Origin of the sequence: Silanimonas sp., assembly GCF_044377035.1 — a bacterium.
GTDB lineage: Bacteria > Pseudomonadota > Gammaproteobacteria > Xanthomonadales > Xanthomonadaceae > Silanimonas.
The window spans coordinates 99,315-120,989 of sequence record NZ_JBILJW010000011.1; the positions used below are offsets into that span (position 1 = coordinate 99,315).

Consider the following 21,675-nt stretch of genomic DNA (forward strand, 5'->3'; position numbering starts at 1 on the left):
ACCGGGCCGGGCCCGGCACTGCACTCCGCTCAGCGCGCGATGACGGCTGCCGCGACGGCGGCGCGCAGCGCCGGGGCGGTAAGCGGCTTCTCGAACAGGTAGACCTGCACGCCATTCGCCGGCACTTCGGCTTCGAAGGCCGCGCCTTCGGCCAGCAGGCGCGTGCCGCCGCCCAGTGCCTCGCGCCAGCGACCCGGCTGCGCCAGTTCATCGATGCGGAAGCGTGCCGCGGTGTCACCCTTGTTCAACAACACCAGCGCCGTCTGCGCCACGCCGTCCTGCTCCAGCACGCGGTAGAAGGCCGCGCGCTGGCCCTCGAATTCGACATTCACCTGCAGGCCGCGCTGCAAGGCCGGCGTGTTCGCCCGCAGCGTCGCAATGCGCTTGAGCGCGGCGTGGATCGGGTTCGACGGCGCGGCGTCGATGCGCGCCTGCCCGAAGTAGTTGCGGTTGCCGGCGTGCTCGGCGGTGCCGCGCATGAAGCCCACCTCCGAGCCCTGGTAGACCACCGGGATGCCGCGCACGGTGAACAGCAGGTTGTTGGCGTTGATGAACCCGGCATCGTCGGCGTCGAGCCGCGGCATGTCGTGGTTGTCGTAGAAGGTCATCAGCACGTAGGGGTTCGCGTACGGGCCGCCATCGAGGAACAGCGCCGGAACGATCGCCTCGAAGCCGGCATCGCGCTTGCCAAACACCTCGCCCATCGCCTTCTGCAGCGGGAAATCGAGCACGCTGATCTCGCCGTTCGCCGGCTGCGTGAAGGCCCCGAGCACTTCGGGCTCGTAGGTGAAGGCCTCGCCGAACATGAAGAGGCCGGGATGCTCGGCGCGCAGGCGATCCGCATAGGTCTTCCAGAACGGCAGCGGCATGTGCTTGATGGTGTCGAGGCGCAAGGCATCGGCGCCCTGCCCAAGCCACTTCAGGCTGCTGCCCACGAGGTAGTCGACGACGGCCGGGTTGTCCTCGTCGAAGTTCGACAGCTGGGCGATATCGGGCTCGACGTGGAAGAACGCGTGCAGCGGGTTGCTGCCCGGCTTCAGGCGGCGCGGCGGCAGGTTCTGGTGGTCGGCGACGAGCTCGCCCGCCTCGTTGAACAGCTTGCCGAAGGCATCGCGCTGCGTCGGCGCGGAGAACGAGGGCGAGCCGTGGTTCGCGACCACGTCGAGCACGGTCTTCAGGCCGCGCGCGCGCAGGCCGGCGGTGAGCGCGCGGAAATCGAGGCCCTCGGACGGCAGGTGCTCGTCGATCTCGTAGAAGTTGGTGGCCCAGTAGCCGTGGTAACCGGACTTGCCGCCGTCGGTGAACATCTTTCCCCACGCGGCCGGCGTGCCGCCGCTGAAGGACTCGTCAGGCTGCTCGACGATCGGCGTGAGCCACACGGCGCCGAAGCCCATGTCGCGGATGTAGCCGGCGTTGTCGAGCAGGCCGCGGAAATCGCCGCCGAGGTAACCGACGTAGTCTTCCTTGCCCGGCGGCGCCCCCGGCACGGCCCCGCCCCAGGTGCCGTGGTCGGGCAGGCCCTGTTCGCGGTGGTCGTTCGACGGGTCGCCGTTGACGAAGCGGTCCGTCATCAAGAAGTAGACGGCGTGCGCGGCCATCGGTTCAGTGGTGCCCACGAAGGTGTTCGCCGGCGGGGCCGATGCGGGCTGCTGCGCTGCAGCAGCGGAGGCGGCCAGCAGGCCGGCGAGCAGGGCGGAGAGCGGAGGGCGACGCATCGTCGGCTCGGAAGTGAGGACGGGGACGAGTGTATCGGGGTGGGACTCCAAGGCCGATGCGTGCATTTGGGATGCAATCGAATTCAGCTGCGAAGGAATCGACGTTCCTCAATCCGCCGTGCGGTAGATCGGCTGCTCGCTGCGGCGCCCGACGGCGTCGATGGCCGCTGCGACATCGGGGCGAGCGAGCAATTGCTGCCAACGCTCGTGCGACGCCCGCATCGATGGCGTCATTGGCAGTGGCCGATAGTCTTGCACCCTCGCCAGTGCCGCCCCTCGCTCCAGGGGATCCTGAAGTTGCTCGATCAACAGCGCCGCAGCTGCGTCCATGTCACCCACGTCGAGAACCGCCCCAGCCCACAAGCCCTCGGCCTCGTCGCGGTGGGAACGGAGGTAGTCGAACGCCGCCGCAGCGTCGGCCTGGCGCCCCATTTCCCGATACGCGCGATGGCGGGCCGCATGCAACTGCATGCAGCCGTAGGGGCTGACCGCGTCGGAGCATTCGAAGCCCTGAAGCACGTCCAAGGCGCGCGCGGGCTGGCCGGCGTCGTTGTAGTGCACGGCCAAGTTGAGCGTCTGGCTGACGTTCGGCCCTCGCTGCTCGTCCAACCGGCGCGCCTGCTCCATCACCGCCAAGGCCTCGTGCCAGCGTCCGAGGGCGCGCAGCGCAGCCGCTTTGTGGTTGTAGACCCAGTTCAGGGAGCGGTCGAGGTCGTCGTACGGCGGTGCGTGGTCGGGTGCGCGTTCGATCTTCGCGAGGATCGCGTCGCATTGCGCCAGGACTTCCTGATGACGTCCCTCGTCGAACAAAGCATAGGCGTGCTGGACGAAGGCGTAGAGTTCGCGGGGATGGTTCGCCATGACGCGCTGGCCGTCCGCCGACGCCCTGCGGGCGGCACCAGCAAGGTCAAATTGATCGGGATTGGCACCCACTACCGCATCGAAGCGTCGATCGACCTTCATTCGCAACAGCGTCCCGACGGATTGGATGCGCCCGGCGACGTCGAGCGCCCGTGGCAGATCCCGACGCTGCAGGGCGTCCAGCACCAGGTCCTCCCACAGTCCGTCTGGTGGCGTGTCGTAAACCATCTTGAAGTCGGCCTCAAAGAGTGCCTCGACGAGAGACAAGTAGGCCGGACGAAGCTCCTTATCCCTACCCACCCGAAAGGCGACGTGGGCGATGAATGCTGGCCGTGGCTCGAGGCTCACTTCACCGGGCCAACGCCGCGCCAGCGCGGTGAGGGCCGCCGCCGCGTCGTTCCAGTCCTCGACGCGCATCGCCCCCTCAGCGCGAAGCAGCACATCCATCGGGACGGCGCTGGGATAGTCGGTGAGCATCACCCGATAGGCGTGCGCTTCGGCGTGCTCGCCCCGCTCGTCCGCGGCGCTGGCGGCGAAGCGAAGGGCCGACACCTGATCCTCCTGTGGAAGCTTCGAGAACAGCGGCGAAACGACGACTTCCTCCCATTCGTCCATCGCCGCCGCGCGACCACTGCCTGCCACGACTTCGACCTGGAGGCGATCCGAGGCGACGGGCGTCGTCGAACACGCCGAGAGAAACAGCAGCGCCGGGGCAATGACCGTCAGTGTCCGTCCTTTCATGGTGTCTTCCTTGTGCATGCGAGAGGAGCGCCGGCCCAGTATGGCCGCTGGGTACTTCGACAGCCAACCCTTCGAGTAACAGCTTCTCCAGCAAGAAAAACCCCGGCAAAGGCCGGGGTTTTCTTTCATCGGATGAGCGTTCCCCGCCTCACTCCGCGCGCTTCTCCACGCCCAGCTGGTCGAGCATGAAGGCGTACTGCTCGGCGGCTTCGGCGAAGCGGCGGAAGCGGCCCGACTTGCCGCCGTGGCCGGCTTCCATGTTGGTGCGGAACACCAGCAAGTTGTCGTCGGTCTTCTTGGCGCGCAGGCGGGCGACGTACTTGGCCGGCTCGAAGTACTGCACCTGCGAGTCCCACAGGCCGGTACCGACGAAAGTGGCGGGATAGTCCTTCGCCTCCAGCTGGTCGTAGGGCGAGTACGACAGCATGTAGTCGTAGAACTCCTTCTTCTCCGGATTGCCCCACTCGTCGTACTCGTTGGTGGTGAGCGGGATGCTCGGATCGAGCATCGTCGTCACTACGTCGACGAAGGGCACCTGCGAGATGATGGCGTCGTACTTCTCCGGCGCCATGTTGGCCACCGCGCCCATCAGCAGGCCACCGGCGCTACCGCCCATCGCGGCCACGCGATCCTCCGCGGCGTAGCCGTTGGCCACCAGCCAGTCGGTGACGTCGATGAAGTCGGTGAAGGTGTTGATCTTGTTGAAGAGCTTGCCGCCGTCATACCAAGCGCGGCCCATCTCCTGGCCGCCGCGGATGTGCGCGATGGCGTAGACCATGCCGCGGTCGAGCAGGCTGGGCACCAGGCGGCTGAAGCCCGGGTCCGAGGAGCTGCCATAGCTGCCGTAGGCGTACTGCAGCAGGGCGGCCTCGCCGTTCTTCTCGAAGCCCTTGCGGTAGACGATCGAGACGGGGATGCGCACCGTGCCGTCGCGCGAAGGCACCCACGCGCGCTCGGTGACGTACTGCGTCGGGTCGAAGCCCGGCACCGGGTCCTGCTTGAGCTGCTTGCGCTCGCCGGTCTCGACGTTGATCTCGTAGGTCGTCGCCGGCGTGGTGAGCGAGGTGTAGGCGTAACGCACCCACGGCGTGTCCGGCATCGCGTTGACCGACAGGCCCATCGTGTAGGCCGGCTCGTCGGACTTCACGAACTGGCTGTCGCCGCCGTCCTTGAGGATGCGGATGCGGCGCAGGCCGTCGGAGCGCTCGCCGATGGCCATGTAGCCGTCGAACAGCTCAACGCCCTCGATGAACACGTCGCCGGCGTGCGGAACGAACTCCTTCCAGTTCTCGCGGCTGCCGAGCGCATCCTCGGCGGCGGTCATGATGCGGAAGTTCGGCGCGTTCCAGTTGGTGGTGATGACCCAGCGGCCGGCATAGTGGTCGGCTTCGTACTCGACATCGCGCTGGCGCGGGGCGATCACCGTGAACTCGCCCGGGCTGGCCGCCTTGGTGCAGCGCTGCTCGGAGGAGACGGTGCTGCCCACGCCGATGCAGATGTACTGCTTCGAGCGCGTGCGGCCGATGCCCATGTAGAAGCTGTTGTCGGTCTCGGTGTAGACGAGCTTGTCGTCGCTCGACGGCGTACCGATCACGTGCGTCTTGACGTGGGTGCTGAGCAAGGTTTCCGGGTCGTTCTCGACGTACCAGATCGTCTTGTTGTCGTCGCCCCATACGATGTTGCCGCTGGTGCCGGTGATGGCGGAATCCAGCAACTCACCGGTGGCGATGTCCTTCACCTTGATCGTGTACTGGCGGCGGCCGTTGAGGTCCTCCGCCCATGCCAGCTTGCTGCCGTCCGGGCTGACTTCCCAGCCACCGACCTGGAAGTAGTCCTTGCCCTCGGCCATGGCGTTCTGGTCGAGCAGGATCTCTTCCGGCGCGTCCATCGTGCCTTTGCGGCGCGCCGTGATCGCGTAGTCCTTGCCGGTCTCGAAGCGGGTGTAGTACCAGTAGCCGTCCTCGAGGTACGGCACGCTGGAATCATCCTGCTGGATGCGGCCGACGATCTCGTCGTAGATCTTCTGCTTCAGCGGCGCGAGCGGCGCGAGCATGGCATCGGCATAGGCGTTCTCGGCGTTGAGGTAGGCGAGCATCTCCGGGTTCTCGCGCTTGTCGTCGCGGAGCCAGTAGTACTCGTCGTTACGCACCGCGCCGTGCGGGGCTTTCACCTCATGCGGGCGCTGCACCGCGACGGGCGGCGTCGGTGCATCGGCCGCGAAGCTCGCCGGCGCAGCGAAGCCGGAAGCCAGCAGGATGCCGATGGCCGCGAGCGGACGGCGGGACAGGTTCGGGCGGTTCATCAGTTCGACTCCGGGAAGAGCTTCATCTTCAGGAAGGTGTACGCCAGCGCGTTCATCTTGGCGCTCTGCGCATTGTTGGCGGCGCCGCCGTGGCCGCCCTCGATGTTCTCGTAGTAGTAGACCGGGTGGCCCTGCTCCTTCATGAGCGCGAACATCTTGCGGGCGTGGCCGGGGTGCACGCGGTCATCGCGCGTCGAGGTGGTGAACAGCACCGGCGGGTACTCCACGTCGGGCTTGACGTTGTGGTACGGCGAGAAGGTGCGGATGAACTCCCACTGCGCCGGGTCGTCTGGATTGCCGTACTCGGCCATCCACGAGGCGCCGGCCAGCAGCGTGTGGTAACGGCGCATGTCGAGCAGCGGCACCTGGCAGACGACGGCGCCGAACAGCTGCGGGTACAGCACGGTCATGTTGCCGACCAGCAGGCCACCGTTGCTGCCGCCTTGGATGCCGAGGTGCGGCGGCGTGGTGATGCCGCGCTTGATCAGGTCTTCCGCCACCGCGGCGAAATCCTCGTAGATGCGCAGGCGGTTTTCCTTCAGGCCGGCCTGGTGCCAGCGCGGGCCGTACTCGCCGCCGCCGCGGATGTTGGCAACGACGTAGACGCCACCTTCCGACAGCCAGGCGCGACCGACGCCACCGGAGTAACCCGGCGTCAGCGAGACTTCGAAACCGCCATAGCCGTAGAGCAGGGTCGGGTTCTTGCCGTTCGCCTCGAGGCCCTTCTTCGCGACCATGAAGTAGGGCACGCGGGTGCCGTCCTTGCTGGTGGCGAAGTTCTGGGTGATCTCGAAGCCCGCGGCGTCGAAGAAGGCCGGCAGCTGCTTCAGCGGCTGCGGGGCCTCGCCCACCGTGCCGAGCATCAGCGTGGTCGGCGTCAGGTAATCGGTGACGGTGAGGAAGTAGTCGTTGTTGGCCTCGTCGTCGACGGCCGAGACCGACACCGTGCCGAAAGCGGGCGCGCCTTCCAGCGGGCCGCGCGTCCACTCGCCGTTCGCGTAGGTCAGCACCGACAGGCGGTTCTTGACGTCCTCGAGCACGTTGAGGATCAGGTGGTCCTTGGTCGGCGTCACGCTGACGAAGGCGGTGGTGTCGCTGGGCTCGAAGAGCACGTCGAAATCGCGCTCACCCTTCATGAAGGCGTCGAACTTCGCGGCGATCACCGCGCCCTTCGGGAACAAGCGGTCGCCGACGCGGTAGTCCTCGCGCAGCTCGAGGATCAGCCACTCGCGGTACGGCAGCTTGTTGGCCGAATTCGGCGCGTCGATCTTGGTGAGCGCGCCATCGGCGCCGCGCACGTAGAGCTCGTCGTTGTAGAAGGCGATGGTGCGGCTGACGAAATCACGCTCGAAGCCCGGCGTCAGGTCGCGGTAGCCGGCGATGTACATGTCCTGCGCCGCGCCTTCGTAAACCACCTTGGCCTCGGCCAGCGGCGTGCCGCGGGTCCACTCCTTGACGATGCGCGGGTAACCCGAGGACGTCATCGAGCCGTCGCCGAAATCGGTGTACGCGTAGACGCTGTCGGCATTGCGCCAGGTCAGCCCGCCCTTGGCCTCAGGAAGACGGAAGCCGCCATCGACGAAGGCGCGGTCGCTTTTGTCCCACTCGCGCACTTCGATCGCGTCGGCGCCGCCGCGCGACAGCGAGACCAAGCAGCGGTCGTAGGCCGGGCGCAGGCAGTCGGCGCCGCGCCACACCCAAGTGATCCCCTCGGCCTTGTTGATGGCGTCGAGGTCGATCAGCACTTCCCACTCGGGCTCGGCCTTGCGGTATTCCTCGAGCGTGGTGCGGCGCCACAGCCCGGCGGGGTTCTGCTTGTCGCGCCAGAAGTTGTAGTAGTAGTCGCCCTCCTTGTTGACGTAGGGGATGCGCGCGTTCGAATCGAGGATCGCGAGCAGGTCGTCACGGAGGGCGCCGAACCCCGGCTCGCCCTCGAGGACCTTCTGCGAATCCGCGTTCTGCGCGCGCACCCAGTCGAGGGAACGCGGCGCTTCCACGTCCTCCAGCCACTGCCAGGCGTCGGCAGGCTGCGGCGCAGTGGCCGCCGGGGCGGGCGTGTCGGCGTGGGCGAGAGGCGCGGTCATCAAGGCGAGAACAAGGGCGAGGCGCGTGCGGCGCATGAGGCCTCCATGGGGGCCGGAAGGGAGTCGTCGGAGCTTACCCCCCGCCCGCACTGCCGCATGCATGACCAAAGTCACGGCGGACGCCGCCTTCACGGCCTTGACGGTGCGTTCTCCCGGCGGCGCCCACCCTGCGTGCATCCCCCACCGGAGCCGCCCATGCGCGCCGCCGCCCGCCCCGCCCTGCTCACCACCGTGATCGCCGCCCTGGCCCTTGCGCTGGCCGCCTGCCAGACCCCACCGGAGACGCCCCGCATGCCCGCCGACGCCACGACCGCACCCGTCGACCTCGATCGCTTCATGGGCACCTGGTACGTCGTGGCGAACGTCCCCTACTTCTTCGAGAACGGGAAGGTCGCGACGCGCGATGTCTATCGCCTGCGTCCGGATGGGCGCATCGACAACGACTTCGTGTTCAAGAAGGCGTTCGGTGAAGAGGACCGCACGTGGAACGGCGTCTCCACCATCGTGGAGGCCAGCGGCGGCCGCGAATGGAAGGTGCAGTTCATCTGGCCGTTCTCGACGCGCATGCAGGTGCTGGACGTGGCACCGGACTATTCGACCGCCCTGCTCGCCACGCCGGATCGCAAGCTGGCCTGGATCTTCTCGCGCAAGCCGGAAATGGACGAGGCCACGCTGGCCGGGCTGGCCACGCGAATGGCCGCGCACGGGGTGGATCGCGCAGCCCTGCGGCGCGTGCCCCAGGTCGAAGGGCAGACGGTCGCGCCGATCGCCCCCTGATCCGGCCCGGCGCTGAACGGGCCGGACACCCGCATAGCGGGACGCGGGCGCGCGTGCTATTCCATGCGCCGCACCCCCAACCAACGAGGCCCGCCATGTCGAGTGTGTCCCGCGTCCGCCCTGTCCTTGCCTTGGCGCTGCTCGCGCTGGCCGGACTCTCCGCCACCAGCGCTTCGGCGCAACCAGCCGACGGCTACATCGGCCCCGAGACCTCGAGCGAGCCGCAGCCGGCGGTGGGAGCGAAATCGGGCCGCTACGGCGGCGGCGGATGGTCGGGCGACTGGCGGGTCTGCGCCGAGGAAGGCCGTCGCTGCACGGCGCGGGGCTGGGGCGTGGTTCGCTACGGCGCGCGCGGCAACTACGTCTATCGCGAAGTGCGCAACGCCAGCCTCCAGTGCGACAACTCGATGTTCGGCGACCCGGCGTTCGGCCGGCAGAAGCGCTGCGAGCTCCGGCTTTACGATGACGGCGGCTGGGACGGCGGCGGTGATGGCGGCTACGGCTGGACGCGCTGCGCTCGCGAGAACGAGACCTGCCGCGTCGATGGCCCCGCCACGGTCCGCTTCGGCATCGACGGCCGCTACTACGAGCGGCGCGTCCGCGGCGGCGACGTGTACTGCAGCATCCAGACTTTCGGCGACCCCGCGCCGCGCGAACGCAAGGTCTGCGAGCTTCGCTATGACTCGGGCGGCGGTCGCCCGGGCGGCGGCGGCGGATGGAGCGGCGGCTGGAACGGCGGCTGGACGCCCTGCGCGCGCGAGAACGAGGTCTGCCGCCTGCCCGGCCCGGCGACGGTCCGCTATGGCTCCGAGCGCCGCTTCACCGACCAGGAGGTCCGCGGCGGCAGCGTGCGCTGCGACAACCGCACCTTCGGCGACCCCGCTCCGGGTGAGGTCAAGCACTGCTCCTTCCGCACCGGCGGCGGCGGGCAGGGCGGCGGCTGGCAGGGCGGCGGGCCCGGCAACGGCTGGACCGATTGCGCGGCCGAAGGCGGTTTCTGCCAGTTCCGTGGCCGCCGCTCGGTCTGGTACGGCGCCGACGACGGACGGGGCGTGACGCGCGAATTCCGCGATGGCGTGGCCTGCACGAACGAGGCCTTCGGCGGCGACCCCGCACCGCGGTCACCGAAGCGCTGCGCCCTCCAGCGCTAACGAACCCAGGCGGAGAGCGCGTCCTCGGCCCACTCGCGGCCGCGCTCCCGCAGCTCCTTGGCGCGCCAGAACTCGTAGAAGCTGGCGGCATCGCGCGGTACGCGGATGACGAGGTCGGGCGGATCCTGCGCCACCTGCAATCGCGTCATCTGCGAGTGCATGGTGTCCATCGAGCGCGACATCAGGTCGAGCAGGCTGGCGATGCCGCCGCTCGACGCCGCCGACGTGGCGCCCACCGGCGGCGGCGGGGCGCTGAACCACGAGGCCACGCGCGTTTTCCAGCCCGAGGGGGCCAGCGGCACGTCGTCGTTGAACATCTCGGCCTCGCGCAGCGGCACCGGCTCGCTGGTCGGTGCGCGCGGGGATCGCGCGTTGAGGTCGACAGCCACGACGTAGTCGCAGTGGAAGCCTCGCGTCGCCGCCAGCGGCAGCGGGGCCAGCAGGCCGCCGTCGACGAGCTCGCGGCCGTTCACCTCGTGCGGCGTGAACACCATCGGGATGGCGATCGATGCGCGGATGGCGTCGAACAGCGGCCCCTGCTGGAACCACACCTCGCGCTGCGTCGCGAGGTCGGTGGCCACCGCCACGTAGGGAATCGGCAGGTCTTCGATGCGGTGCTCGCCAACGAGGTCGCGCAGGGTCGCGATGACGCGATCGCCGCGGATCAGCCCCGATGCACCGAAGGTGACATCGAGCAGGCGCAGCACATCGTTGCGTTCGAGCCGGTCGGCCCAGTCGCGGTAGGCGTCGAGCTTGCCCGCGGCGTGGATGCCGCCGACCAGCGCCCCCATCGAGGAACCCGCGATCGCGGCGATCTCGAAGCCCCGCGCTTCCAAGGCTTCGATGACACCGATGTGGGCGAGGCCTCGGGCGCCGCCAGCGCCGAGCACGAGGGCGACGCGCTTGCCGCGCGTCGCGGGCAACGCCCCCTCAACCGTCATAGGCCGCCGCGGTCAGTTGCAGCAGGGTGCGCAGCTGCTCGCGCAGCGGCGTCGGCTCGATCACTTCCGCATCCGGGCCGTAGCGCAACACGTCCATCAGCAGCTCGCGCGCATTGCTGTAGGGCACGCGCAATTCGTAGCGGCCGTCGGACAGCAGCCGGCCTTCCTGCTTCGAATGCCAATGCTCGTCGGCGACCCAGCGCGCCGCCTTGGCGCTGAAGCGGATCGTCGCCCAGGCCTTGGGCGCACCGCTGAAGATGCCGTAGCTCGAGGCGAGGTGGGCATCGAGCTCCGCATCGGGGTGGTCGATCGCCGTCGCGTCGTCGATGCGCGCATGCGCGATGCGATCGACGGAGAAGCTGCGCAGCGCCTCGCGCTCGTGGTCGTAGGCGTCGAGGTACCAGTTGTCGCGGTAGTGCGTGAGTCGCTGCGGCGAGACGTTGCGCTGCGTGCGCGTGTTGGTGGAGCGCGCGAGGTATTCGAAGCGCAGGCGGCGGCGCTCGAGCACCGCGCCGGCGACCATGCGGAAGGCGGCCTCGTCGACGCGCCGCGTGCCGCTGCCGATCACCCGCACGCGCTCGATCGGCCAGCGCTTTCCTCCGGCATGCTGCTGGAGCAGGGAATCGATGCGCCCCTTCAGCGGCGCGATCGCCGCCGAAAGAATTCCGGGGCCGGTGCGGTCGAGCAGCTGCTGCGCGGCGGTGAGCGCGTGCAGCTCGTCGGAGCTCAGCCACAGGCCGGGCAATTCGAAACGCTCGGCCTCCTTCTCGAGGTAGCGGAAGCTGGCCTCGCCGTCGGTGCTCTCCAGCGGCGCACCCAGTGCGTCGCGCAAGAAGGCGATGTCGCGGTAAAGCGTGGCGCGCGAGCAGCCGAGTTCGTCCATGAGGCGCTGCAGCGGCACCGGGAGGCGCGCGGCCTTCAGGCTGCGGTGCAGGGCAAGGATGCGTTCGTAGCGGTCCATCGGCGGCTCGGACTCAACGCGGGGGTGGCTAGCATCGCACGGCCGGCCGCCGTCGCGGCCGCTCCAGGGCGGCGCTACGCTGGGCCACCCCCGAACCCGCCGGAGATCCGCCATGCGCCTGTCCGCCACCGTGTTCCTCCTCGCCTGCACCCTGCCCTCGCTGGCGCTGGCCGATGCCAAAGCCGAGCTCGCCCGCGCCTTCGACAAGCTGCTCGACGCCCCCTCGTTCCGCGCTTCGATGAGCGATGCCGGCAGCGGCGAGAAGTACGTCGACATGGAATTCCAGGCCCCGGACCGCTACCGCATCGTCAATGCGCAGGGTGGCCCGACGATGATCGTCAGCGGTGGCCAGGCACAGATGGACGTGGGCGGCCGGATGATGACCGTGCCGGTGCCGGTGCCGGTCAATGCCATCGTCAACGCGTATCGCAATGAGGACGCGATGCGGAAGCAGCGCGAGTCGATGGTGGTGGAAGCGCTGCCCGACGCCACGCTCGACGGCCAGGCCGCGAAGGTCTACCGCTTCACCACGCAACACCCGAAGCCGGTCACCTCGACGGCCTGGGTGGGCGACGGCGACACGCTGCTGCAGATGGAGGTGGATGGCGGCGCAGCCGGGCGCGGCAAGGTCGTGCGCGTCCGCTACCGCGACATCGGCAGCGCGGACATCCGCATTCCCTAAAGGCCCGATCCGCCGGGGCGTTCAGTGCCCCAACAGTTCGCCCGCGCCCTGCGCCAGCAGGGCCTCGGCGACGCGCTGCCCCAGGCCTTCCGGATCGGCGGCGCTGCCCTTCGCTTCCGCCCGCACGAGGCGGCCGTCGCTGGCATCGCCCACGGCGCCGCGAAGCAGCAGCTTCTCGTTGAACAGCTCGGCGAAACCGGCCACCGGCACGTGGCAGCTACCGTGCAGGGCGCGGTTCATCGCGCGCTCGGCCTCGACGCAGACGCGCGTGGTGCCGTCATCCAGCCCGCGCAGCAGGCGGGCGATGTCGGCGTCGCCCTCGCGGCATTCGATGGCGATGGCGCCCTGCGCGACGGCCGGCAGCAGGCGCGGTGGCGTCAGGCGCTCGCGGATGCGGGCGTCGAAACCGAGGCGCTGCAGGCCGGCACAGGCGAGGATGATGGCGTCGTACTGCCCGGCATCGAGCTTCGCCAGCCGCGTGTTGACGTTGCCGCGCAGGTCGAGCAGCTCGAGGTCGGGCCGCAGCGCACGCAGCTGCGCCTGCCGGCGCAGCGAGCTGGTGCCCACGCGCGCGCCGCGCGGCAGCGCATCGACCGTGGCGTGGGCGTTGCTGACGAAGGCGTCGAACGGGTCGGCGCGCTCGAGGATGGCGGCGAGCACGAACGGCCCGTCGAGTTCCATCGGCACGTCCTTCAGCGAATGGACGGCCGCATCGGCACGGCCCTCGAGCATTGCGACCTCGAGCTCCTTCAGGAACAGGCCCTTGCCGCCGACGGCCGCCAGCGCGCGATCGAGGATCTGGTCGCCGCGGGTGGTCATCGGCACCAGCTGCACCTCGAGCCCGGGGTGCAGGGCGCGCAGGCGCGCGGCGACGTGTTCGGTTTGCCAGAGGGCGAGCGCGCTCTCGCGCGTGGCCAGTCGGATCAGGGGCATGTCGGGTTCCGTGAGGGGCGCCGTCGCCGGCGCTACAGGTGTTTCAATTCGTCGCGAAGTCCGGGCAGGCAGCGTCGGCTCACTTCGAGCACGGCACCGCCGTCGCGCAGCACCGCGTGCACGACACCCTCCGGCGAGCGACGCAGCTCGCTGAACTGCTCGCGCGCGACGAGGCAGTTGCGGTGGATGCGCAGGAATCGCCCGGCGAACTCGGCTTCGAGCCCCTTGAGCGAATCCTCGACGAGGTCCTCGCCGCGGGCATGGTGCACGACGACGTATTTCTCTTCCGCCTGCAGGTAGCGGATGTCGGCGACGGGAATGAGGCGCAGCGAACCGCGCAGCCGCGCCGCGAGGTGGGTGCGCGCACGGCCTGGCAGCGCCGGCATGGCCACCGCCTGCTTCCGCCCGGCATGGCGCTCGGCGGCACGCTGCAGGGCCGCCGCGAGGCGCTCGGCGCGCACGGGCTTGAGCAGGTAGTCGACGGCGGCGGCCTCGAAGGCCGCCAGCGCGTGCTCGTCGTAGGCGGTGCAGAACACCACGGCCGGCGGGGACTCCATCGCGGCGAGATGGCGCGCGGCTTCCAAGCCGTCCATCTCCGGCATCTCGATGTCCATCAGGACGACATCCGGCAGCTGCTTCAGGCAAGCGTCGAGGGCACTGCGGCCGTCGCCCACCGCCGCCACCACGCGATGCCCGCCCAACTCGGCGAGCAGGGCGGCCAGGCGCTCGCGGGCCAGCGGTTCGTCGTCGGCGATCAGGACATCCATGGCGCCATCGTAGCGGCGCCTCCCTGCCCCGTCAGCCGTCAGGCCTCACGCGGCGGCGGGCACCCAGTGCGGGCGGCTCGGGAAGGCATGGCGAACGATCCGCCACACCACTTCGCCGAACTGCTTCGGCAGCGAACCCGTGTTGTACGGCACGCCGTACTTCTCGCAGAGCGCCTTTACCTCGACGGCCATGTCGGCATAACGGCGGGCCGGCAGGTCGGGGAACAGGTGGTGCTCGATCTGGTGGCTCAGGTTGCCGGTCATGAAGTTCATGAGGAAACCGCCGGCGATGTTCGACGAGCCACGGATCTGCCGCTGGTACCAGCCGGCCCGCGTTTCGTCCTTCACCTGTGCCGGCGTGAACGTGATCGCGTCGGCGGTGAAGTGGCCGCAGAAGATCACCACGAAGGTCCACAGGTTCCGCACGAGGTTCGCCGCCATGTTCCCGAGCAGCACCGGCAGGAAGAAGGGGCCGGCCAGCAGCGGGAAGAACACGTAGTCCTTGCCGCCCTGCCACGGCAGCTTGCGCAGCAGCGGCTTCGCGTCGGAGAGGAAGTAGCGCCACGAGCGGCGCCCCTTCACGTAGCGGCCGAGCTTGAGGTGCTGGATGGCGATGCCAGTCTGGTAGAAGACCGCCAGCAGCGCCGCGTAGATCGGCTGGCCCAGCGCGAACGGCGTCCAGCGCTGTTCGGGGAAGATGCGCAGCAGGCCATAGCCCACGTCGTCGTCCTTGCCGCGCACGTTCGTCCACTGGTGGTGGCTGTGGTTGTGCGTCTGCCGCCACCAGTCCGAGGGGCAGAGGTGGTCCCACTGGAAGCGGTCGCCCTGCAGGCTCGGGTCGTTCATCCAGTCGTACTGGCCGTGGATGACGTTGTGGCCGAGCTCCATGTTGTCGACGATCTTGGAGATGCCGAGCAGCAGCACGCCGAAGGCCCACAGCGGCCAGAGCAGCCAGGGCGCGGGCGCCGCGCCATAGAGCGCGAGGCGGCCGATCACTTCCGTCCAGCGCACCACGTGGCGGACGCGGCGGATGTAGCGGGCGTCGGCAGCGCCGAGGTCGCGGACGTGCTTCTCGCGAAGCGTATCGAGTTCGGCGCCGAAGGCTTCGAGGCGCTCGCCGGTGAGCAGGGGGGCGTGGGCGGTCATGTCAGAGGTCGATCGCAAGGTCGGTGCGTGCCGCGCTGACGCAGAGCTTCAGCGAGGTGCTGGCTTCGGGATGGGCGCTGTCGTCGCGCAGGTCGACGTGCACGCCGCTGGCCTTGGCACAGGTGCAGCGGCCGCACAGGCCTTGGCGGCAGCCGTGTTCGGGCCTCAGCCCGGCCGCTTCAAGCGCGGCGAGCAGGGGCGTGTCGGTGGGGATACTCAGGGTGCGTCCGCTCTTCAGCAGCGTGAGCTGCACCGCGGCGGCCGGCACATCGGGCACGCGCAGCACTGGCGGCGTGAAGCTCTCGGTGGCGATGCGCGCCGCGGCTTCGCGCAACAGCGCCTCGACGCGCGCGACGAAGCCGGTCGGGCCACAGGCGAGCACTTCGGCCCCCTGCGGGCTGCCGGGGAGTGCGGCCAGCGTGGCCTCGTCGAGGCGACCTTCGGCTTCGTGCGCCGCGGCGGGCGCTTCACCCGTGAGGAACAGGCGGAACTGGAAATCCGGGAAGCGCGCCTGCAGCGCGCGCAGTTCTTCGACAAAGCAGGCTTCGGCGCGCTCGCGCACCCAGTAGGCGAGCGACAGGCCGGCCAGCTGGCCGCGCTCCGCCGCCGCGCGCACCTGGGCGATCGCCGCGGTGATGCCGCTGCCGGCGGCCATCAGCATCCGCTGCGGGGCGTCCGGCATTTCGAAGGCCATGCCGCCCCAGGGCTCGCTGATCTGCAGCCGAGCACCATCGCGGGCCTCGGACAGCCAGTCAGCGAAGCGACCGCCGGCCACCTTGCGCACGGTGATGGCGATCTCGCGCTGGCCCGGCAGGCTGGTCAGGGTGAAGCTGCGCTGGAAGCGGCGGCCGTCCAGCTCGAAGCCGAAGCTCAAGTGCTGGCCGGGCTGCCAGTCCTGCAGGCGCTGGAAAGGCTTCAGCCACAGGGTCTCGCTGTCTACCGAGGCCGCTTCGCGGCGGACCAGCCGCGCGGTGTTGCCATACGGGCTCCAGCCGGGCTGCAGCAGGCCGCGCCAGTAATGCCAGGCGGGGCGGAACGGGGGCGGCGCAAGGGCGAAGGACATGCGGGGCTCGGCTGGGGCGGTGGCGCTGGGGAATACTATACAGTCGTGCAGACAGACGTATAGACAGCCATCCCGGAATTCAATCGCGCTGCCGGGCGGCGTTCATCCGGGGTCGAGCCGGCCCCACCCTGCCACCTACACTGGGCCCCATGAGCGATCCCGTTCCCCTCCATCCGCCCCGCGCCACGCCCTCGGGCCCCGGGCGCAAACCGCAGATCAGCCGCGACGACCTCATCGCCGCCGCCCTGCGCCTGCTGGGGCCCCATCGAAGCGTGTCCACGCTCTCGCTGCGCGAGGTGGCGCGCGAGGCCGACATCGCCCCGAACAGCTTCTACCGGCACTTCCGCGACATGGACGCGCTGGCCATCGCGCTGATCGAACTCGGCGGCCGCAGCCTGCGCACGATCATCCGCGAGGCGCGCACGCGCCTGAAGCCGGGGCGCAGCGTCATCCGCACCTCGATCGAGACCTTCATGGAGCAGCTCGACGCCGACGAGCGCCTGCTGCACATCCTGTTGCGGGAAGGGATGGTTGGCTCCGACGCCTACAAGGCCGCCGTCGAGCGCGAACTGCGCACCTTCGAGGAAGAGCTCTGCATCGACCTGGTGCGGCTCTCGGAAGCCGGCGGCCGGCCCGTGCACGCGCCGGCCCTGGTGGCCACGGCGATGACGCGCTTGGTGTTCGCCATGGGCGCTACCGCCATCGACCTGCCGCGAGAGCGGCGCGGCGAAGTCGTCGAGCAGCTGGTCGAGATGCTGAAGATGATCATGGTCGGCTCGCACGTGCTGGCTGAACACGACGCGCGCTGAGGCCCTCACTCCGGAGGGCACGGCGGCGCGTCGTAGACCATCCGGAACGATTCGTCGTCGCTCTTGTAGTCGCTGGTCCAAGCCCCCTGGTCGCGCGTCCAGTAGTCCAGCGCCAGTGCGCGATCGGCCGGCGTCGCGAAAACGATCTGGCCCTCCTTCTCGAGCGACAGGACCAGGCGATACGTCGCGTCGAAGGCCTCGACGCCGAACTGCTGCCAGAGCACGCGCTTTCCGCCGAAGCGCCGCTGCAGGAATCGCTGCCTCTTCGGTCCAGCGACAAAAGCCGTCGCGATCTGGCGCGACACCTCGGCATCAAGCGCCGGCGTCGGCTCGCGCCCCGGGCAGCGGTTTGCCTCATGGGTCCACGCGACCATGCGGTCGATCTCGGCCTCGGTTGGCGCCCACTCATCGCGATGCGCTTCGAACCAGGCACGCAAGGCGGGGGCAACGACCGTGCGTCGGAGTTCGTCGCCGCGCGCTGAGTCGTCGACGGTCGCGCCGGCGGATGCCGGCGGCACCGTCGTTGGCGGCGTCGACCACGCCGGCATCGAAGCGATGAGAGCGATCACGAGGATCGCAACAAAGCGAAGCATGGACAGGGGCATGGGTGGCTCGCTGCGTCGGGAGGACGCCCGAGCTTATTCCCGCTCACCCGGGGCTTCGCCCGGACATCAGCCGAAGTCGCGGGTATCGCGACCTCGCCGCAGCGTTTCTGCTGCTTTGGGGCCGCGGCAAATTCGCCTGAACCGTCAACCCGCGAAGCACGCTGTCATCCAGTCACCGAGGTCGCGGATCTCCTCCGCGCACACCGAATGCGGCATCGGGTAGCGGCGCAGGGCCACGTCCATGCCGAGGGCCTTCAGTGCGTCCGCGGATTTCTGGCCCGCAGCGAAGGGCACCACCGGGTCCTGCGTGCCGTGCGCCATGAAGACCGGCGTGGCGAGGCCCTTGGGCGTGGCTTCCGCAGGAGTGTCCGCCGCCAGCGGCAGGTAGGTCGAGAGCGCCGCCAGCCCGAGGAAGGGTTGCTCGCGGCGCAGGCCGGCGGCCAGCGTGATCGCGCCTCCCTGCGAGAAGCCGGCGAGGATGATGCGGTTCGCCGGCACGCCGCGGTCGCGCTCGCGCGCCACCAGGGCATCGACATCAGCGATCGAACGGCGCACGCCGGCGGCGTCCTCGCGCACCTTCGAGAAATCAAGGCTGACGATGTCGTACCACGCGCGCATCGCGTGGCCGTTGTTGATGGTGATCGGCATGACCGGCGCGTGCGGGAACACGAAACGAAGCGCCGGCCAGTCCTTGCGCACCAGCTCGGGAACGATCGGCGCGAAGTCGTGGCCGTCGGCGCCGAGGCCGTGCAGCCAGATCACCGAGAAGACCGGCTTGGCGCCAGTGGTGGTTTCGATCGTGTCGAGGAGCGCGTTGGGCACGGCGTCGGCATCAGCAGATGAGGGCGCGGCATTGTGCCCGAGCCCGCGCCCCCTGCCCGCGGCCGCGCCGCCACCGCACAATGCGCGGATGAGCGCGATCACCACGCCGTCCTGGCGCCTCGACGACGACACCCCGGCGGAAACGCTGGCCGCGCAGGGCTTCGCCCGGCTCTCGGCCGCCGCCAGCGCCCGCGCCGCCGGCGTCGCCGCCGCGGCCCTCGCCGGCCTCGCTACGCACTGGGCCGACCTGCCGCCGGACGAGCACCTGCGCGATGGCGGCCGCTACCGCTTCCGTCGCCATGCCTCGCTGGTGATGAGCGCGGATGGGCGACGCATCGAACAGCGCGTCGAGCGGCCGCACTGGCAACCCACCGACTACAACGCCTTGCACGGCGGCTACGAGCGCTGGTTCGCCCCGGTGCTCGAGGCCACGCTGGCCGACCCGGCCTTCCTCGGACTCGTCACCGGGCTGGGGGCGGCGTGCGCTGCCGCCGCGGGCCATGCCCTCCCCTTCGTCGAAGTGCACCAGTTCCGGATCGACACGGCCCAGGGCATCGGGCGCCCCACGCCGGAAGGCGCGCATCGGGACGGCGTCGATTTCGTGGCGGTGGTCCTGATCGAGCGGGTGGCCGTGCGCGGCGGCGAAACCCGGGTGTTCGACGCCGAAGGCCCGGCCGGCCTCCGATTCACGATGGTCGAACCCGGCACCGCCCTGCTGCTCGACGACGCCCGGATGATCCACGAGACGACGCCCCTGCAGCCGGACGGCGCCGCCGGCCACCGCGACACGCTGGTGCTCACCTGGCGCCGGGACGGCTTCCTCGACCCGGCGGCCTGACCCTCCGGCACGGATTTCCGGCGCCAAAGACGCCCGGAACTTGACGTCCGTCACGCCAAAAGACTGGCACGGATCTTGCTCCGCTTCGGGAGACCCGACCCGGAGCTCGCCATGTTCGACACCACCGCCGACGCCCCCGCCCACGCCGCCCGCACGGCAGGCATGAACGAACCCGGCATCTTCAAGGGCTGCACGGACGCCGACGGCCCCCTCGCGGCGGCCACCAAGGACGCGATCCTGGCCTACCTGGGCAAGCCGAACGCCGCCGGCTGGGAGCGGTTGAGGACGCGGGCGATCGCCGGCCGCACCACCCTCGGCGAGGCCTGGACCCTGGCGAACCCGACCGCGTTCCGGCGTTTCCCGACCTCGGCCGAGCTGATCCGCGCGATGCGCGTGGCGGTCGTGGCGCAGTGGGCGCACAGCGACGCAACGATCCGGACGCACTGAACGAGACTGGTGGGCCCACCAGGACTCGAACCTGGAACCAAGGGATTATGAGTCCCGTGCTCTAACCATTGAGCTATGGGCCCGCTCGCCGCGATTGTAGCGATGCGGCACGCAGACCCGCGTCCATGACGCGGGTCGCGTCGTTTTCGGGGACTCAGCGCAGGGGGCCGGGCTCGGGCTCCGCGGGACCGACCGCATCGATGAGGTCGGGATTCGCCTCGCCTTCCGCGCGCAACTGACCCTCCCACTTCGACACCACGGCCGTCGCGACGGTGTTGCCGATGACGTTCGTCGCCGAACGCGCCATGTCGAGGAAGTGGTCGACGCCGAGCAGCAGCAGCAGGCCGGCCTCCGGGATGTCGAACTGCGCCAGCGTCGCCGCGATGACCACCAGCGAGGCGCGCGGCACGCCGGCCATGCCTTTGCTGGTGACCATGAGCACGAGCAGCATCGTGATCTCCTGCCCCAACGTCAGGTCGATGCCGTACACCTGCGCGATGAAGACCACCGCGAAGGTGCAGTACATCATCGAACCGTCGAGGTTGAACGAATAGCCGAGCGGCAGAACGAAGGACGCCACGCGGTTGCTGCAGCCGAACTTCTCCAGCTGGGCCAGCGTCTTCGGATAGGCGGCCTCGCTCGATGCCGTGGCGAATGCGAGCAGCGTCGGCTCGCGAACGGCGCGGAACAACCCGACCGCGCGCCGCCGCAGGATGGCGAAAGCCGCGAGGAAGAGCAGGCCCCAGAGCAGCACGATGCCGAGATAGAACTGGCCCATGAACTTGCCGTAGACGGCCAGCACGTCAAGTCCGCTCTTCGAGATCGTCGCCGCCACGGCGGCGAACACGGCGAACGGGGCGAACCACATCACCAGCATCGTGACCTTCAGCATCACGTAGCTGAGGCCTTCGAGCGCATCGACCATCACCTTGGCCTTGTCGCCCACGCCGGCGCAGGCCACGCCGAAGAACACCGAGAACACGACGATCTGCAGGATCTCGTTGCGCGCCATCGCGTCGGCGATGCTCGTCGGCACGAGGTGGGTGACGAAGTCCTTCAGGGTGAGGCCGCTGACGGCGATGCCGCTCTGCGCACCGGCGTCAGGGAGCACCAGGCCGGTGTCGACGCCCGGCTGGAACAGGTTCACGAGCACCAGGCCCAGGGTGAGCGACACCAGCGACGCGCCGAGGAACCAGGTCATCGCCTTCAGGCCGATGCGACCCACCGTCCCGAGGTCGCCCATCTTGGCGATGCCGACGGCCAGCGTGGCGAAGACCAGCGGCCCGATGATCATCTTGATCAGCCGGAGGAAGACGGTGGTGACGATGGTGAGGCCGTCGACCACCGCCGTCGTGTCGGCGACGGTGGCGTTGACGATGGCGCCGACAATGATCCCAAGCACCAGGGCACCGAGGATCCACCAGGTCAGCGTGCTGCCCTTCCGTGCCGGCGCGGCCGAGCCGCTGTTCGTGGTGTCGATCGCCATTTGCCGGTCCTAGTCCTTACGAGCGCGCCGAGGCGCGGGTGGCCCCACGCGGGGAGCCGCGAGGATGCATGAAGGCCGCGTCAATTCACAGCACCAGCCACCCCTCCGGGCTCCGAAACGGCGACGCCCCGCGCGGGGCGGGGCGTCGGGGCCTTGCGGGCGCGGGCGGCTTACTCGAGGTCGAGGAAGCTGCGCAGCTGCTCGGAGCGGCTCGGATGGCGCAACTTGCGCAGGGCCTTGGCTTCGATCTGGCGGATGCGCTCGCGGGTGACGTCGAACTGCTTGCCCACTTCCTCGAGGGTGTGGTCGGTGTTCATGTCGATGCCGAAGCGCATGCGCAGCACCTTGGCCTCGCGCGGCGTCAGGCCGGAAAGCACGGTGCGGACCGTCTCGGACAGGCCGGTGGTCGTCGCGTTCTCCAGCGGCGACTCGGCGTTCGTGTCCTCGATGAAGTCGCCGAGGTGCGAATCCTCGTCGTCGCCGATCGGCGTCTCCATCGAGATCGGTTCCTTGGCGATCTTCAGGACCTTCCGGATCTTGTCCT

At 69.5% G+C, this 21,675-nt stretch carries 20 protein-coding genes and 1 tRNA gene; 6 read left to right on the top strand and 15 right to left on the bottom strand.

The window, feature by feature from the left end:
- Positions 1 to 29: 29 nt before the first annotated feature.
- The 4 genes from ACIQ6S_RS08145 to ACIQ6S_RS08160 form a co-directional block, all read right to left on the bottom strand.
- Positions 30 to 1,715: an alpha-amylase family glycosyl hydrolase gene (locus ACIQ6S_RS08145; protein ID WP_397607925.1), complete on the bottom strand. Its 1,686-nt coding sequence runs from the start codon at positions 1,713 to 1,715 to the stop codon at positions 30 to 32.
- Positions 1,716 to 1,823: 108 nt separating this feature from the next.
- Positions 1,824 to 3,335, bottom strand: a complete 1,512-nt coding sequence (locus ACIQ6S_RS08150) for a hypothetical protein (protein WP_397607926.1) — start codon at positions 3,333 to 3,335, stop codon at positions 1,824 to 1,826.
- A gap of 130 nt (positions 3,336 to 3,465) precedes the next feature.
- Positions 3,466 to 5,619 (bottom strand): S9 family peptidase, encoded by a 2,154-nt coding sequence (locus tag ACIQ6S_RS08155; RefSeq protein WP_397607927.1) that lies wholly within the window; start codon positions 5,617 to 5,619, stop codon positions 3,466 to 3,468.
- On the bottom strand, positions 5,619 to 7,739 hold the full coding sequence (locus tag ACIQ6S_RS08160) for a prolyl oligopeptidase family protein (protein WP_397607928.1): 2,121 nt from the start codon (positions 7,737 to 7,739) through the stop codon (positions 5,619 to 5,621). Before ACIQ6S_RS08160 ends, ACIQ6S_RS08155 begins: the two co-directional genes overlap by 1 nt.
- 159 nt (positions 7,740 to 7,898) lie before the next feature.
- Between ACIQ6S_RS08160 and ACIQ6S_RS08165 the strand changes: the two genes are divergently transcribed.
- Together ACIQ6S_RS08165 and ACIQ6S_RS08170 are read left to right on the top strand one after the other, a co-directional pair.
- Positions 7,899 to 8,480 (top strand): lipocalin family protein, encoded by a 582-nt coding sequence (locus tag ACIQ6S_RS08165; protein WP_397607929.1) that lies wholly within the window; start codon positions 7,899 to 7,901, stop codon positions 8,478 to 8,480.
- 95 nt (positions 8,481 to 8,575) lie between these two features.
- Positions 8,576 to 9,631 (top strand): hypothetical protein, encoded by a 1,056-nt coding sequence (locus ACIQ6S_RS08170; protein WP_397607930.1) that lies wholly within the window; start codon positions 8,576 to 8,578, stop codon positions 9,629 to 9,631.
- Here ACIQ6S_RS08170 and ACIQ6S_RS08175 read toward each other — a convergent pair.
- A complete protein-coding gene (locus ACIQ6S_RS08175; protein ID WP_397573411.1) occupies positions 9,628 to 10,554 on the bottom strand; it encodes a patatin-like phospholipase family protein in 927 nt (308 codons plus the stop codon). The genes ACIQ6S_RS08170 and ACIQ6S_RS08175 overlap by 4 nt on opposite strands.
- Before the next feature lie 7 nt (positions 10,555 to 10,561).
- Positions 10,562 to 11,533, bottom strand: a complete 972-nt coding sequence (locus ACIQ6S_RS08180; RefSeq protein ID WP_397573410.1) for a helix-turn-helix transcriptional regulator — start codon at positions 11,531 to 11,533, stop codon at positions 10,562 to 10,564.
- 112 nt (positions 11,534 to 11,645) lie between these two features.
- Between ACIQ6S_RS08180 and ACIQ6S_RS08185 the strand changes: the two genes are divergently transcribed.
- Complete coding sequence (locus ACIQ6S_RS08185; protein WP_397607931.1) at positions 11,646 to 12,215, top strand: outer membrane lipoprotein carrier protein LolA; 570 nt, start codon at positions 11,646 to 11,648, stop codon at positions 12,213 to 12,215.
- 21 nt (positions 12,216 to 12,236) lie between these two features.
- Here ACIQ6S_RS08185 and hemC read toward each other — a convergent pair whose 3' ends face one another.
- Genes hemC through ACIQ6S_RS08205 form a run of 4 tightly spaced genes read right to left on the bottom strand, consistent with a single transcriptional unit; the run spans position 12,237 to position 16,124 of the window.
- Entirely contained in the window at positions 12,237 to 13,148 is a 912-nt protein-coding gene (hemC, locus tag ACIQ6S_RS08190; protein ID WP_397607932.1) for a hydroxymethylbilane synthase, read from the bottom strand.
- A gap of 32 nt (positions 13,149 to 13,180) precedes the next feature.
- Positions 13,181 to 13,915: a LytR/AlgR family response regulator transcription factor gene (locus ACIQ6S_RS08195; protein ID WP_397607933.1), complete on the bottom strand. Its 735-nt coding sequence runs from the start codon at positions 13,913 to 13,915 to the stop codon at positions 13,181 to 13,183.
- A 45-nt stretch (positions 13,916 to 13,960) separates the two neighbouring features.
- A complete protein-coding gene (locus ACIQ6S_RS08200) occupies positions 13,961 to 15,061 on the bottom strand; it encodes a fatty acid desaturase family protein (RefSeq protein WP_397607934.1) in 1,101 nt (366 codons plus the stop codon).
- Between the two features lies 1 nt (position 15,062).
- Entirely contained in the window at positions 15,063 to 16,124 is a 1,062-nt protein-coding gene (locus tag ACIQ6S_RS08205) for a flavin reductase family protein (RefSeq protein ID WP_397607935.1), read from the bottom strand.
- A 149-nt stretch (positions 16,125 to 16,273) separates the two neighbouring features.
- On the opposite strand from ACIQ6S_RS08205, the gene fabR reads away from it, so the two are divergent.
- Positions 16,274 to 16,933 carry an HTH-type transcriptional repressor FabR gene (fabR, locus tag ACIQ6S_RS08210; RefSeq protein WP_397607936.1) on the top strand — a complete coding sequence of 220 codons (660 nt, stop codon included), beginning with the start codon at positions 16,274 to 16,276 and terminating at the stop codon, positions 16,931 to 16,933.
- Between the two features lie 5 nt (positions 16,934 to 16,938).
- Here the strand turns inward: fabR and ACIQ6S_RS08215 are convergent, their stop codons facing one another.
- Together ACIQ6S_RS08215 and ACIQ6S_RS08220 are read right to left on the bottom strand one after the other, a co-directional pair.
- The gene (locus tag ACIQ6S_RS08215) at positions 16,939 to 17,526 is read right to left on the bottom strand and encodes a hypothetical protein (protein ID WP_397607937.1); all 588 of its coding nucleotides are present in this window, start codon (positions 17,524 to 17,526) and stop codon (positions 16,939 to 16,941) included.
- A gap of 156 nt (positions 17,527 to 17,682) precedes the next feature.
- Entirely contained in the window at positions 17,683 to 18,360 is a 678-nt protein-coding gene (locus ACIQ6S_RS08220; protein ID WP_397607938.1) for an alpha/beta hydrolase, read from the bottom strand.
- Positions 18,361 to 18,448: 88 nt separating this feature from the next.
- On the opposite strand from ACIQ6S_RS08220, the gene ACIQ6S_RS08225 reads away from it, so the two are divergent.
- Positions 18,449 to 19,198, top strand: coding sequence for a 2OG-Fe dioxygenase family protein (locus ACIQ6S_RS08225; protein ID WP_397607939.1), 750 nt, complete (start codon positions 18,449 to 18,451; stop codon positions 19,196 to 19,198).
- 111 nt (positions 19,199 to 19,309) lie between these two features.
- A complete protein-coding gene (locus ACIQ6S_RS08230) occupies positions 19,310 to 19,645 on the top strand; it encodes a hypothetical protein (RefSeq protein WP_397607940.1) in 336 nt (111 codons plus the stop codon).
- Between the two features lie 7 nt (positions 19,646 to 19,652).
- Here the strand turns inward: ACIQ6S_RS08230 and ACIQ6S_RS08235 are convergent.
- The 3 genes from ACIQ6S_RS08235 to ACIQ6S_RS08245 form a co-directional block, all read right to left on the bottom strand.
- Positions 19,653 to 19,728, bottom strand: a tRNA-Ile gene (locus ACIQ6S_RS08235).
- A 71-nt stretch (positions 19,729 to 19,799) separates the two neighbouring features.
- Positions 19,800 to 21,131, bottom strand: a complete 1,332-nt coding sequence (locus ACIQ6S_RS08240; protein WP_397607941.1) for a dicarboxylate/amino acid:cation symporter — start codon at positions 21,129 to 21,131, stop codon at positions 19,800 to 19,802.
- A gap of 170 nt (positions 21,132 to 21,301) precedes the next feature.
- The coding region (locus tag ACIQ6S_RS08245) for a sigma-70 family RNA polymerase sigma factor (protein WP_397607942.1) at positions 21,302 to 21,675 on the bottom strand (374 nt) is incomplete at its 5' end.

Coding starts and splice junctions, on each gene's coding strand:
- ACIQ6S_RS08240 (WP_397607941.1), bottom strand. CDS start 21,131: ATGGCGATCGACACCACGAACAGCGGCTCGGCCGCGCCGGCACGGAAG.
- ACIQ6S_RS08200 (WP_397607934.1), bottom strand. CDS start 15,061: ATGACCGCCCACGCCCCCCTGCTCACCGGCGAGCGCCTCGAAGCCTTC.
- ACIQ6S_RS08185 (WP_397607931.1), top strand. CDS start 11,646: ATGCGCCTGTCCGCCACCGTGTTCCTCCTCGCCTGCACCCTGCCCTCG.
- ACIQ6S_RS08170 (WP_397607930.1), top strand. CDS start 8,576: ATGTCGAGTGTGTCCCGCGTCCGCCCTGTCCTTGCCTTGGCGCTGCTC.
- ACIQ6S_RS08205 (WP_397607935.1), bottom strand. CDS start 16,124: ATGTCCTTCGCCCTTGCGCCGCCCCCGTTCCGCCCCGCCTGGCATTAC.
- ACIQ6S_RS08150 (WP_397607926.1), bottom strand. CDS start 3,335: ATGCACAAGGAAGACACCATGAAAGGACGGACACTGACGGTCATTGCC.
- ACIQ6S_RS08215 (WP_397607937.1), bottom strand. CDS start 17,526: ATGCTTCGCTTTGTTGCGATCCTCGTGATCGCTCTCATCGCTTCGATG.
- ACIQ6S_RS08230 (WP_397607940.1), top strand. CDS start 19,310: ATGTTCGACACCACCGCCGACGCCCCCGCCCACGCCGCCCGCACGGCA.
- ACIQ6S_RS08155 (WP_397607927.1), bottom strand. CDS start 5,619: ATGAACCGCCCGAACCTGTCCCGCCGTCCGCTCGCGGCCATCGGCATC.
- ACIQ6S_RS08145 (WP_397607925.1), bottom strand. CDS start 1,715: ATGCGTCGCCCTCCGCTCTCCGCCCTGCTCGCCGGCCTGCTGGCCGCC.
- ACIQ6S_RS08165 (WP_397607929.1), top strand. CDS start 7,899: ATGCGCGCCGCCGCCCGCCCCGCCCTGCTCACCACCGTGATCGCCGCC.
- ACIQ6S_RS08195 (WP_397607933.1), bottom strand. CDS start 13,915: ATGGATGTCCTGATCGCCGACGACGAACCGCTGGCCCGCGAGCGCCTG.
- ACIQ6S_RS08160 (WP_397607928.1), bottom strand. CDS start 7,739: ATGCGCCGCACGCGCCTCGCCCTTGTTCTCGCCTTGATGACCGCGCCT.
- ACIQ6S_RS08225 (WP_397607939.1), top strand. CDS start 18,449: ATGAGCGCGATCACCACGCCGTCCTGGCGCCTCGACGACGACACCCCG.
- hemC (WP_397607932.1), bottom strand. CDS start 13,148: ATGCCCCTGATCCGACTGGCCACGCGCGAGAGCGCGCTCGCCCTCTGG.
- fabR (WP_397607936.1), top strand. CDS start 16,274: ATGAGCGATCCCGTTCCCCTCCATCCGCCCCGCGCCACGCCCTCGGGC.
- ACIQ6S_RS08180 (WP_397573410.1), bottom strand. CDS start 11,533: ATGGACCGCTACGAACGCATCCTTGCCCTGCACCGCAGCCTGAAGGCC.